10 protein-coding genes and 1 riboswitch are annotated in these 11,492 nt (G+C 70.4%); of the genes, 4 read left to right on the top strand and 6 right to left on the bottom strand.

Annotated elements, in window-relative coordinates; genetic code table 11:
• Window positions 1–121 precede the first annotated feature (121 nt).
• The 5 genes from TSO352_RS28235 to TSO352_RS28215 all read right to left on the bottom strand — a co-directional run bounded on the left by TSO352_RS28235 (window position 122) and on the right by TSO352_RS28215 (window position 5,254).
• Window positions 122–1,228 carry an extracellular solute-binding protein gene (locus TSO352_RS28235; protein WP_199231739.1) on the bottom strand — a complete coding sequence of 369 codons (1,107 nt, stop codon included), beginning with the start codon at window positions 1,226–1,228 and terminating at the stop codon, window positions 122–124.
• 340 nt (window positions 1,229–1,568) lie between these two features.
• A complete protein-coding gene (locus TSO352_RS28230; RefSeq protein WP_109110375.1) occupies window positions 1,569–2,147 on the bottom strand; it encodes a manganese efflux pump MntP family protein in 579 nt (192 codons plus the stop codon).
• A gap of 83 nt (window positions 2,148–2,230) precedes the next feature.
• Window positions 2,231–2,350, bottom strand: a riboswitch (yybP-ykoY riboswitch).
• Window positions 2,351–2,376: 26 nt separating this feature from the next.
• The gene (gene guaD, locus TSO352_RS28225) at window positions 2,377–3,711 is read right to left on the bottom strand and encodes a guanine deaminase (RefSeq protein ID WP_109110374.1); all 1,335 of its coding nucleotides are present in this window, start codon (window positions 3,709–3,711) and stop codon (window positions 2,377–2,379) included.
• 42 nt (window positions 3,712–3,753) lie between these two features.
• Window positions 3,754–4,941: a urate hydroxylase PuuD gene (locus TSO352_RS28220; RefSeq protein ID WP_109110373.1), complete on the bottom strand. Its 1,188-nt coding sequence runs from the start codon at window positions 4,939–4,941 to the stop codon at window positions 3,754–3,756.
• A 124-nt stretch (window positions 4,942–5,065) separates the two neighbouring features.
• A complete protein-coding gene (locus TSO352_RS28215; protein WP_109110372.1) occupies window positions 5,066–5,254 on the bottom strand; it encodes a hypothetical protein in 189 nt (62 codons plus the stop codon).
• A 246-nt stretch (window positions 5,255–5,500) separates the two neighbouring features.
• On the opposite strand from TSO352_RS28215, the gene TSO352_RS28210 reads away from it, so the two are divergent.
• From TSO352_RS28210 to TSO352_RS28195, 4 genes are all read left to right on the top strand, one after another.
• Window positions 5,501–6,349, top strand: coding sequence for a phosphate/phosphite/phosphonate ABC transporter substrate-binding protein (locus TSO352_RS28210; protein ID WP_109110371.1), 849 nt, complete (start codon window positions 5,501–5,503; stop codon window positions 6,347–6,349).
• Entirely contained in the window at window positions 6,346–9,060 is a 2,715-nt protein-coding gene (locus tag TSO352_RS28205; RefSeq protein ID WP_109110370.1) for an ATP-binding protein, read from the top strand. Before TSO352_RS28210 ends, TSO352_RS28205 begins: the two co-directional genes overlap by 4 nt.
• A 149-nt stretch (window positions 9,061–9,209) precedes the next feature.
• On the top strand, window positions 9,210–9,602 hold the full coding sequence (locus TSO352_RS28200; RefSeq protein WP_109110369.1) for a hypothetical protein: 393 nt from the start codon (window positions 9,210–9,212) through the stop codon (window positions 9,600–9,602).
• Window positions 9,603–9,738: 136 nt separating this feature from the next.
• Window positions 9,739–10,110 carry a response regulator gene (locus TSO352_RS28195; protein WP_109110921.1) on the top strand — a complete coding sequence of 124 codons (372 nt, stop codon included), beginning with the start codon at window positions 9,739–9,741 and terminating at the stop codon, window positions 10,108–10,110.
• Between the two features lie 73 nt (window positions 10,111–10,183).
• Here the strand turns inward: TSO352_RS28195 and TSO352_RS28190 are convergent, their stop codons facing one another.
• Entirely contained in the window at window positions 10,184–11,383 is a 1,200-nt protein-coding gene (locus tag TSO352_RS28190; RefSeq protein WP_109110368.1) for an NnrS family protein, read from the bottom strand.
• Window positions 11,384–11,492: the final 109 nt, after the last annotated feature.

The following is an 11,492-nucleotide window of genomic DNA, read 5'->3' as shown; positions in this document are numbered from 1 at the left end:
GCTCTCGCACAAAGCTTTGCTTTGTGCTGACGCGACAGGCGGACCATAGGTCCGCTGAGAGCGGGGGAGGGAGGGGCCCGCGGCGGAGCCGTGGGAGGGAGGGGGCCGGCGTCGCGACCACTCACCCCACGATCAGCTCGGTCCACTTCTGGTTCAGCCAGTCCGACTTGGCCTGGTACAGGTCATAGCGCGGGACGATCGGCGGGATGTCGCTCGACACCGCGGCGAACTCCTTGTCGGTCAGGTCGGTCTTCTTGCGGTCGATGGTCGGCGCGGTGCCGACCTTGCGCGACAGCAGCGCCTGGATCGACGGCTGGCACATGTAGTCGATGAAGACATGCGCCGGATCGGCCTTCTTCGAAGCGCGGCTGACCGCCCAGCTGCCGCTGTCGTTGATGCCGCCCTCCTTCGGGAAGGTGGAGCGGACCGGGTGGCCGTCGGCGACCGCCAGACCGGTGACGTCGTGGTAATACTCGCCCATCGGCACCTCGCCGGACTTCAGCGCGGCTTCGAACTGGGCCTCGTCGCGGTACCACAGCTTGACGTTGGGCTTCAGCTCGCTCAGCTTCTTGAAGCATTCGAGCTGACCCGCCTCGCTGTCGAGATGCTTGGTGCCGCCGAAGAAGGTCGCCGCCGTCACTTCCAGCAGGAACGAGTTGGACACCAGCGCCATCAGCCCGAGCTGGTCCTTGTGCTTGGGGTCCCACAGCTCGGCCCAGCTCGCCGGCGCCTCGGGGAAGGTCTTGGTGTTGCTGACCAGCGTGATGTACCAGGACACCGCGCCGATGCCGGCGACCTTGCCGTCCGGGTATTTGTTGATCAGGTGCGGCAGCACGGCGGCGGCGTTCGGCATCTTCGCAAGATCGAGCGGCGTCCACAGCTTCGCCCCCATGCCCTTCAGCATGGCGACCTGGGACATCATCGACACGTCGGCCGGGGCGATGTTGGCGCGGGCGGCCTGCTCCAGCTGGACCAGCCAGGCCTCGCCGGTCGGTTCCGCCACCGATTCGACCTGGATGCCGGTCGCCTTGGTGAATTCGGGGAAGACGTGCTTGTCGAAGCTGTCTTTGAAATAGCCGCCATAGACGCCGACCTTCAGGCTGTCGGCCGCGCGGACGATGTTGGGGGCGGCCATCAGCCCGGCCACCGCGGCGCCACCGGCGAGCACCGTGCGGCGGGACAGGGCAAGACTGCTCAGGCTGGAACCGCCGAAACTGAACTTGGTCATCGTGATGCTCCCCGTGAATGCTCCCGTCGCCGCCATCCGAAGCCCGTTCTTTTTTGCGTGCTGCGCGGGTTCGGTGCGGCGCCATCCTGCGTAACCGGGATCGGCGCGGGGAAGAATAGCGATTTCCGGAAATTCGCTTTGGGATTCACCAAAGTAATGGGCGGTCGGCACGGGGTGCGGGTAGAGTGTGCGCGAGGCCAATCATCAGTGGTGCCGGAGTTGGCGCGGGAGAGAGTGGGTTCGCGCGGCGTCAGCAGTCCCCTCTCCCTCGAAGAGGGGGAGGGTTAGGGAGGGGGCAAAGGTTTGAGGCGGGCGGTTGCCTGACGGACCACCCCGCCGCTCACCCCATCGTGTGCTCGATCAGGATCTTCGCCCCCAGACCGATCAGCACGACACCGCCGGCGATCTCGGCCCAGCGGCCCAGGTGGCTGCCGGCGGCGCGACCGATCAGCACCCCACCGAACGCCACCGCGAAGGTCACGGCGCCGATCAGCGCCGACGTCGTCACCATGTCGACGTCGACCAGGGCCAGACCGGCGCCGACCGCGGCGGCGTCGATGCTGGTGGCGACGGCGGTGGTCAGCAGCGCCAGCCATTCGCCCCGCACGCTGCGGGCCGGGCCACAATCGTCCTCCGCCTCGTCCTCGGCGTCCATGATGGCGTTGCGCAGCATGGCGCCGCCGACCGCCAGCAGCAGGCCGAAGGCGATCCAGTGGTCGACCGATTCGACGAGGCTGGCGAAGGCGATGCCGACGCCCCAGCCGACCAGCGGCATGGCGAACTGGCAGATGCCGAAGGCGACGCCGACGCGCACGGCTTCGGGCAGGCCGGCCCGGCGTGAGCAGGCCCCGCGGCCGAGCGCGGCGGCGAAGGAATCCATGGACAGGCTGAAGGCAAGGGCGAGGGACGTGGCGATCATGGCTATTCCCGGCCAGACGAACACAGTGGAACCGGACGGACTCCGGCTGGCCGCGGAGATGCCCGATCCACTGGTCTCGCCGAGTCAGCCCACAGGCCGCCGTACGCGCCATGGCGGAAACGGCCGAAGGCCGGGACCGTCCAAGTCTGTTGACGCGAACCCCCCTGGCAAACAGAGGGTGGCTACTCCCCAATGACGGGGGAACTCCTACAGACGCTGGGGGCTTCGGTCAAGCGACCTGTTGCCGCAGGTGCGAATTCCGGCCGCGCAGGTAGGTCGCGGCCACCGAACGGTCGTCGCCCAGCGTCACCTGGATGAACAGCTCCTCCTCCAGGTCGCCGGCCACCGTCATCATGCGATGTCGCATAGCCGGTGTGGCGTGGGGATCGAGCACGACCAGATCGGCCCAGCGGCCGGGCTCCAGGCTGCCGATCTCGTCGGCCATGCCCAGCGCCTCGGCGTTGCCGCGGGTCATCCAGTGAAAGGCGGCGAGCGCCGGCAGGTTCTGCCCCTGCAACTGCAGCACCTTGTAGGCCTCCGCCGCGGTGCGCAGCATGGAATAGCTGGTGCCGCCGCCGACATCCGTCGCGATGGCGGTGCGCACCGGGCGCTGCGGCTTCGACAGGGTGGCGAGGTCGAACAGGCCGCTGCCGATGAACAGGTTGCTGGTTGGGCAGAAGACGGCGACCGACCCGCTCTCCGACAGCCGGGCCAGTTCCGCCTCCGACAGGTGGATGCAGTGGCCGAACAGCGAGGTCGGGCCGAGCAGGCCGAAGCGGTCGTAGACGTCGGTGTAGTCGCGGGCGCCGGGGAACAGGCGGCGCACCTCGGCGATCTCGTCCAGATTTTCCGACAGGTGGGTCTGCATGTGGACGCCGGGATGCTCGCGCAGCAGGGCGCCGGCCGCCTCCAACTGCGCCTCGGTCGAGGTGATGGCGAAGCGCGGCGTCACGGCGTAGCGCTGGCGGCCGCGGCCGTGCCAGCGCGCGATCAGGTCCTTGCTGTCGCGGTAGCCGGTCTCGGCGGTGTCGGTCAGCGCCGGCGGGGCGTGGCGGTCCATCATCACCTTGCCGGCGATCAGGCCGGCGCCGCGCGCCTCCGCCTCGGCGAACAGGGCGTCGACCGACTGCGGGTGGACCGAGCCGTAGACCACCGCCGTGGTCGTGCCGTTGCGCAGCAGCTCGTCGAGGAAAAAGCCGGCGTTGGCGGCGGCGTGGGCCGGGTCGGCGAACTTCTGCTCCTCGATGAAGGTGTATTTATCCAGCCAGTCGAGCAGTTGCGCGCCGTAGGAGGCGATGACCTGGGTCTGCGGGAAATGGATGTGGGTGTCGATGAAGCCGGGCAGCACCAGCTTGCCGCCATGGTCGTCGACCGTCACCCCGTCGGGAACGCACCCGCGCAGCTCCGCCCACGGCCCGACCGCGGCGATGCGGCCGTCCGCCCCGACCAGCAGCAGCCCGTCGTCGATGCAGCGGACGCTGTCGAGGTCGCCCGGCCCGGCGGGCGCGCGGAGAAAGCTGAGCAGGCGTCCACGGATGGCGGCGGCGATGGGCTGGTTGGGCATGGAGATCCGATTCGGCAGGAAAGGACGACGATCAGGGAGGGGTTACTTGGTGTCCCCCGGCCACGCCGCCAACAGGGCGCGTTCGCCCGGCGTGATTCCGGTGACGTTGGCCGGCGGCATGGCGCTGCTGAAACCGGCCTGCAGGCGGATCTGCTGGGCATGGCGGCGGATGCCGTCGCCCTCCAGCACGACGCCGCGCGGCGGGGTGGCGATGCCGTCCCACACCGGCTGGGCGGCGTGGCACATGCTGCAACGGGTCGCCACGATCTCTTCCACCTGATTGAAGCCGACCTTGGTGGGGACGGTCGCGGCGGCATCGCCCTGTGCCGGGCCCATGGTGCTGAGCCAGACGCAGCCCAGCATGGCGGCTGCGGCGATGCCCCAGCTCCACCAGGGCGTCGGCTTGCCGGCGTGGCGGCTGTTGAAGAAATGGCGGATCGCCGTGCCGGCCACCAGCACCAGCGCCACCATCACCCAGTTGTAGCGGGTGGAGCTGACCAGCGGGTAGTGGTTGGACAGCATTAGGAAGACGACCGGCAGCGTCAGGTAGTTGTTGTGCAGCGAGCGCTGCTTGGCCGTCTTGCCCAGCGCCGGATCCGGCGCCTCGCCGCGCAGCATGGCGGCCACCGTCCTGCGCTGATTCGGGATGATGATCATGAAGACGTTGCACGCCATCATGGTCGCCATCAGCGCGCCGACCTGCAGCATGGCGCCGCGACCGCTGAACAGCCGGGTCATCGCCCAGGCGGTCGCCACCAGCATCGCGAAGCCGGCGAGCGCCAGCGCCCCGTCGTTGCGACCCAGCGGCGATTTGCACATCAGGTCATAGGCGACCCAGCCCGCCACCAGCGCCCCGGCGCTGATCGCCACCGCCTGCCAGGGCGCCAGCGCCAGCACATCCTGGTCGATCAGGAACAGGTCGGCGCCGCGGTAGTACAGCACGCACATCAGGAAGAAGCCGCTGAGCCAGGTGGCGTAGGACTCCCACTTGAACCAGGTCAGATCCTCCGGCAACTGCGGCGGGGCGACCATGTATTTGGTCATGTGGTAGAAGCCGCCGCCGTGGATCTGCCAGGCGTCGCCCGCCGTGCCCGCCGGTGCCCCGGCCCGCCGCCGCAGCGACGCGTCGAGATGGATGAAGTAGAAGGACGATCCGATCCAGGCGATGGCGGTGATGACGTGCAGCCACCGCGCCAGGGCGTTGATCCACTCCCACAGGATGGGCTCCATCGCGCGCACGCTCCTTCCGGTCAGGTCACCGGACGGAGTCTAAAGGGATTGTGCGGGTGCGAATACCGCGGCGACGTCCCAACAGCTTCAAAAAATGCCGAAGAATGCCGCCATGACCGGCGGTTCAGCCGGCCGTGTCCGACGGCACCGGCAGTGGCTCCCCCTCCTCCCAGCGCAGCATCCAGACCATCCAGCGTTCGGTGGCGATCAGGACGCGCCGGGTTTCCACGCAGTCGCAGGCGCGGCTGTGCTCGCGCAGGCGCCGGATGGCGCGGCAGATCGGGGATTTCGGGTCGACGGCTCGGTCGGGCACGGCGCTTTCCTGTCGGAATAGGGACCCGTCAGTGATAGCCAAGCCGGCGCAACCAGAGCGTGATCTTTTTCGGCCGGCAGCCCCTCGGCGATGCCGCCCCGGTGGCGCGGGCGGGCAAGCTGCGCGCTCTTGTCCCTATCTGCGGCATTTATCGAATGTTATATCTTTCAGCCTAGGCCATCGGGAGAGGCCGCTGCTGCACGAATGCTGCCCGTTCGCGCGCCTGCATCTGCAAGGATCGACACCATGACCACGCATCTGTTTGCCGGCCTCGCCGCCCTGTTGCCTGCCGCCCTCGCGACGGTGCTGGCCACCGCGTCGCCGGCCCGGGCCGACGGGCCGGCCTTCCGCATCGGCATCGCCCCCCACACCAGCGCCCGCGTGATCGTCGAGCAGTACCAGCCGGTGCGCCGTGCGGTGGAGGCGGCGCTGGGCCAGCCGGTGGAGATCGTCACCGCTCCCGACTTCACCGCCTTCGCCCGGCGCGCGGTCGACCAGGATTACGACATCGCCGTCACCACCGGCCATCAGGCGGAGCTGCTGCGCAAGGACGCCGGCTACAGTCCCCTGCTGACCTACACCGCCGACTTCCGCGCCGTGCTGGTGGCCGCCGCCAGGGGCCCCTACCGGACGGCGGCGTCGCTGGGCGGCACCACCGTGCTGGGGCTCAGCCCGTCCTCGCTGGTGACGCTGTGGGGCCAGCACTGGCTGGTGGACCAGGCGGTGCCGAACGTCCAGCTCCGCTACGTCAGCGCCGCCGACAGCGTGGCGCAGCTGGTGCTGGCCGGCGACGCCTCGGCCGGCTTCATGTCGCTGGCCAACCGCGCCAAGCTGGCGCCCGAGGTGCAGGAGCAGCTGACCACCATTGCGGAAAGCCGGCCGATGGCCGGGCGCGTCTACATGCTGAACGGGCGTCAGGCGGCGCGGCTCGACACGCTGCGCAAGGCGTTGCTGGCCTTCGGCGCGACGGCGGAGGGCAAGGCCTATTTCGACACCAACGCGCTGGGCGGCTACCGCCTGATCGAGGACGGCGAGCTGGAGGCGATGGAGCCGCTGGCGGACGAGGTGCGGCGCGTGCTGAAGGTCGGCCCATGATCCTCTCCCGTCTGGCCCCCTGGAAGACGCTGCGCGGGCGCATGCTGGCCGCCGCCATGGCGGTCGAGGCGATCATGCTGACGCTGCTGGTCGCCAACAGCGTGCGCCTGCTCTACGGCAGCCTCGCCGAGCAGGCCCAGCTGCACGCCGACCAGGTGGCGCCGGTGCTGAACGCCGCCCTGGTGGCGCCGCTGGCCCAGCGCGACTACGCCACCCTGCAGGCGGTGCTGGACGAAAGCCGCTCCACCGGCGGGGTGGTGTATCTGGCGGTGAGCGACAGCGCCGGCAAGCTGGCCGCCATCAGCGGCTGGCCGCAGAACCGCACGCTGCCCGCGCCCGATCCGGCGCTGACGCTCGACCCCAAGGACGGCGTCGCCCGCTACGACGTCACCGTCCCGGTGGCGCTGGCCGGGCAGCGGCTGGGAACCGTGCAGTTCGGCCTGGATCTGCTGCACATCGTCCAGGCGCGGCGCGACCTGCTGACCCAGGGCATCGCCATCGCCCTGTCGGAGATCCTGCTGTCGGCCGGGCTGCTGACCCTGCTGGGGCTGTGGCTGACCCGGCACCTGTCGGCGCTGGCCCGCGCCAGCGAGCGGGTGGCCGCCGGCGACTACAGCCCGCCGGCGCTGACGGAGGGCGACGACGACATCGGGCGGCTGGGCGCCGCCTTCAACACCATGTCCCACGCCATCAAGGAGCGCGTCGACCAGTTGACCGTGGCGCTGGACGAGCAGGAGGCGCTGGCCCGCGACGTCGAGCAGGAGCGGGCGCGGCTGTCGGCGCTGCTGTCGGCGATGGATTTCGGCGTGCTGTTCGTCGGCGCCGACGGGCGCATCTCCTACGCCAACCCGGCCTTCGCCGTGCTGTTCGCCGTCGGCGGCACGCCGGTCGGCGCCCGGCTGGACGAGACGCTGGCGACCGCCGGCAACGCCCCGCGCGACACCGACGCCGCGCTGCTGTCGGCGGTGGACAGCGACGAGCGGCGCGAGATGACGCTGACCGACGGCCGCATCGTCAGCTGGCACAATGTGCCGGTGCGCAACGCCGCCGGGGCCGCCATCGGCAAGCTGTGGCTGTGCATCGACGTGACCGAGCCGCGGCTGGCCGCCGAGCAGCTGCTCCAGGCCAAGGAGCGGGCGGAGGCGGCCAGCCGTTCGAAGACCGAGTTCCTGGCGACGGTCAGCCATGAGCTGCGCACCCCGATGAACGGCGTGCTCGGCAACCTGACCCTGCTGGCCGACAGCAGGTTGCCGACGGAGGAGCAGCGGCTGGCCGACGTCGCCCGCCGCTCCGCCGAGACGCTGCTGCGGCTGCTGGACGACATCCTCGACCTGTCGAAGCTGGAGGCGCGGCGCATCGACCTGGAGGAGGCCGACTGCGCGCTGCCGCAACTGATCGCCGGCGTGCTGGACGTGCTGCGCCCGAACGCCGCCGAAAAGGGGCTGGAGCTGTCGGCCCGGCTGATGCCGTCGGTGCCGGAGGTGATCGTCACCGACCCGGCCCGGCTGCGCCAGATCCTGTTCAACCTGATCGGCAACGCGGTGAAGTTCACCGAGGAGGGCCATGTCGCGGTGCGGGTCCGCCGCCTGGACACCGGACCCGACGATCGGGCCGACGGCTCCTTCACGCTGGAGTTCGAGGTGGAGGACACCGGCATCGGCATCGCGCCGGGGGCGGTGGCGACGCTGTTCGACCGCTTCACCCAGGCCGACAGCTCGATCACCCGGCGCTATGGCGGGACCGGGCTGGGGCTGGCGATCTGCCGTGACCTCAGCGTCATGATGGGCGGCGGCATCACCGTCGACACCGCCCCCGGCCGCGGCAGCGTCTTCCACGTCACCATCGTCGCCCGCGCCGGCGACCCGTCCGCCCTCAGCCGGGTCGAAACCGGCCAGACCAGCGTCGGCGAGGCGGCGCGGCTCGCCGACCTGCCGCCGCTGCGCGTGCTGGCGGTCGACGACATCGAGGTCAACCGCGACATCGTCCGCGGCATCCTGGAGCGCGCCGGCCACAGCGTGGCGCTGGCGGCCAGCGGCGGCGAGGCGGTGCGGATGGTGCGCGACCAGCCGGCCGGCCAGCCGCCCTTCGACCTCGTGCTGATGGACATCCAGATGCCGGGGATGGACGGGCTGACCGCCACCCGCCGCGTCCGCGCCCTGCCCGATCCGCTCAACCGCGTTCCCATCCTGGCGCTGACCGCCCACGCGTCGGGCAGCTCGCGGCCGGAATGCCTGTCGGCCGGAATGAACGGCTTCGTCACCAAACCCTTGCGCCCGTCCGCGCTCTTCGCCGAAATGGCGACGGTGCTGGGCAACGGTGCGGCGACGCCCGCCCCGGCCCCTGCCGGAGGAGGGAAGGAACCGATGACCGAGACGCCGGATTCCGACCTGCTCGACGAGGAGCAGGTGTCGCTGCTGCTGGAGGTGCTGACCGCCGACGACTGGAACGCCTCGATCGACGGCTTCACCGACAACGGGCGCAAGACGGTGGACAGCCTGATCGCCCAGGCGCGGGCCGGCGAGCCGCACAACCGCACCGCCCACACGCTGAAGGGCACCTCGCTCAACCTCGGCGCCGCGGCGCTCGGCCGGCTGGCCCGGGAGCTGGAGCACGCGCCGTCCGCCGACGTGCTGGCGCACGAGGCCGAGCTGTACGACCTGCTCGACCGCTCGCTCGCCGCCCTGCGCACGCGGACGCCGCTGAACACATGAAGGCGGGGGCGCAGACCGTCTGATCGGATAGGCGCCGGGCCGAACGGGCGAAAACGGAGCGCCATGCCTCCACGTTCGGACAGGTCTTCGCGGCACAAAAAGCCGCCTTGCGGTGTTGTCCCTGTCAGGACCACGACCAGTGAGGCGACATGATCGAGCTTGCGGACGAACTCGACCACCGGACCGGACACCGGACCGCACGGCCCACCGTGCCGGCACGCGCGGCGGTGCGCGATCCCCTGACCCAGGCCGGATTCCGGCCGATCGACCTCGGCGACGGCTGCCACGCCTGGTACCGGCGCGCCGACGACCGCACCCATGTGCTCATCTCGCACAACAGCGCGCTGGACGGCGATCCGACGGTCAAGGACTGGATCGTCGGCCAGTATGGCGAGCACGGCGGCTTCGTCGAGGTCGGCGGCCTGTCGCTGGCCCGGGCGCTGGAAGGGGCCGAGACGCTGCCCTCGCCGGTGCGCGCCGACGGGTCGCTGGTCGAGGCCCTCTACCCGTCGTTGCAACAGGCGCTGGATGATCTTGGGTGATAGCCACAATCCGGTGATGGATGGCCCAATGGCCCATGACCAAGGTCAGGCTGGACAATCGGACGGCTGAACGCGAAAGCTCGTGTTCGATTGCCGAACCCGATCGCTGTCCAAGACCATCACGAGCCGCCTGTCCATGGAACCCGTTCAAATCAAGCCCTTGCGCATCCTGCTCGTCGAGGACGAGCCGCTGGTGGCCATGGCCATAGAGGATTCGCTGGAGGTCCAGAACGTCGTCGTCATCGGCCCGGCCGGGACGGTGGCGGAGGCGATGGACCTGATCGCCAAGGGGGGCATCGACGCGGCGCTGCTGGACGTCACCCTGCGGGGCGAGCGGGTCGACAGCGTCGCCGACGCGCTGAGTTCGCGCAACATTCCCTTCGTCTTCACCACCGGCCACGGCGCCGCCGGCCTGCCGACGGCTCATCAGGACCGACCGGTCCTGACGAAGCCGTTCCGCGAGGCCGAGATGAACGACGCCATCGACCAGTATTTCCGCGGCGCCTAAGCAGGTTTGCCCAGATCGGATCGCGTCAAACCGGGATCGGTTTGACGCGTGAATCCGCTCGTGGAACAACAGGTCAGCCGGGCCGCCCGTCGGCGCGCGGGCTCAGCAGGACCGGCGCGTAGGCGACCAGGAACAGGATGAAGGCGGCCACCCAGGCGTAGCCCGCCCCTTGCAGCGCCGGCCACACCCAGTCCACCGGCAGCAGCGGCGAGGCGGTACGGGCCGCGGCGGCGACCGTCAGCAGGACATAGGCGGCGACCGTCGCCTTCGACACCAGCAGCGGCCGCCCGGTGTGGCCGAGCGAGGCGCGGCTCATCACCGCCAGGATCAGCGTGGCGAAGGCCCCGACCGTCAGGGCGTGGGTGCCCGCCGCCGCCGGAATGTCCACCAGCGCGTGCAGCGCCCGCAGCACCAGGGCCACCGGGATCCACAGATAGCCGACATGCAGGATCCACAGGATCGGCGAGCGCCACGCCCGCCAGCCCTGCCAGCCGGCCAGCCGCACCGCATGCGCCGCCGCCGCCACCAGAGCGACCGCGCCGGTGACTGCGGAGTCCGGGGCGATCATCGCCGCCGGGATGAGGGCGAGGGTCGACAGCAGCGTCGCCCGCTCCACCAGCGGCCAGGACGTCACCGTCCGGCCAGCGGCGCCCAGCCCGTTGCGGGTGAAGGCCGGCAGGATGCGCCCGCCGATCACCGTCACCATCATCAGCACCACGCCGAGGCCGAGTGCGAATCCGGCATCCACCCCGTCCGCCACGCCCAGCCACTCCAGATGGATCAGCAGGTTGGCGGTGGTCAGCAGCGCCAGCAGCACCAGGAAGGCGCTGTTGCGCCATTTGCCGGCGGCGATCAGCGGACGGGCGAGCGCCACCCCGAGCGCCGGCAGGAAGGCGAGGTCGAGCACCGCCGCCACCGGTTCCGGCACGCCGGTCCAGGGGAAGACGGCGACGCGGCCGGCCAGCCACAGGGCCGACAGCAGCACCAGCGGCATCCCCGACAGTGCCTTGGTCCCGGTCCAGCTCGGCACCGCCGTCAGCAGGAAACCGGCGACCGCGGCGACGACCATGCCGAACAGCATCTCGTGCGCGTGCCAGACGCTGGCGCCGATCGGACCGTCCGGCCACGCCCCGGTCAGCAGGACGCCGAGCCACGCCGCGAGCAGTCCCACCGCGGCCAGCCCGCTGAACAGGAAAAAGCAACGGAAGCCGTAGCGGAACAGGATGGGCACGACGGGACCGGACTCGCGGTCTGTGAGGCTGGGTGACGACATGGGTGGGAACTCCCCGTACGGGTGCGGCAATGCAGGATTGCCGGAGAGCGTGCGCCGCGCCGGGGCCGCCTTCCTTGACGAAAATCAAACGCATTCGCAAGACAGGCCA

Origin of the sequence: Azospirillum sp. TSO35-2 (assembly GCF_003116095.1) — a bacterium.
Lineage (GTDB): Bacteria > Pseudomonadota > Alphaproteobacteria > Azospirillales > Azospirillaceae > Azospirillum.
This window is presented reverse-complemented; position numbering and strand designations above follow the sequence as displayed.

Bases quoted from the DNA above. Each gene is read 5' to 3' on its own strand.
- guaD (WP_109110374.1), bottom strand. From the start codon at position 3,711: ATGCCCAACCAGCCCATCGCCGCCGCCATCCGTGGACGCCTGCTCAGC.
- TSO352_RS28230 (WP_109110375.1), bottom strand. From the start codon at position 2,147: ATGATCGCCACGTCCCTCGCCCTTGCCTTCAGCCTGTCCATGGATTCC.
- TSO352_RS28190 (WP_109110368.1), bottom strand. From the start codon at position 11,383: ATGTCGTCACCCAGCCTCACAGACCGCGAGTCCGGTCCCGTCGTGCCC.
- TSO352_RS28195 (WP_109110921.1), top strand. From the start codon at position 9,739: ATGGAACCCGTTCAAATCAAGCCCTTGCGCATCCTGCTCGTCGAGGAC.
- TSO352_RS28235 (WP_199231739.1), bottom strand. From the start codon at position 1,228: ATGACCAAGTTCAGTTTCGGCGGTTCCAGCCTGAGCAGTCTTGCCCTG.
- TSO352_RS28210 (WP_109110371.1), top strand. From the start codon at position 5,501: ATGACCACGCATCTGTTTGCCGGCCTCGCCGCCCTGTTGCCTGCCGCC.
- TSO352_RS28200 (WP_109110369.1), top strand. From the start codon at position 9,210: ATGATCGAGCTTGCGGACGAACTCGACCACCGGACCGGACACCGGACC.
- TSO352_RS28205 (WP_109110370.1), top strand. From the start codon at position 6,346: ATGATCCTCTCCCGTCTGGCCCCCTGGAAGACGCTGCGCGGGCGCATG.
- TSO352_RS28220 (WP_109110373.1), bottom strand. From the start codon at position 4,941: ATGGAGCCCATCCTGTGGGAGTGGATCAACGCCCTGGCGCGGTGGCTG.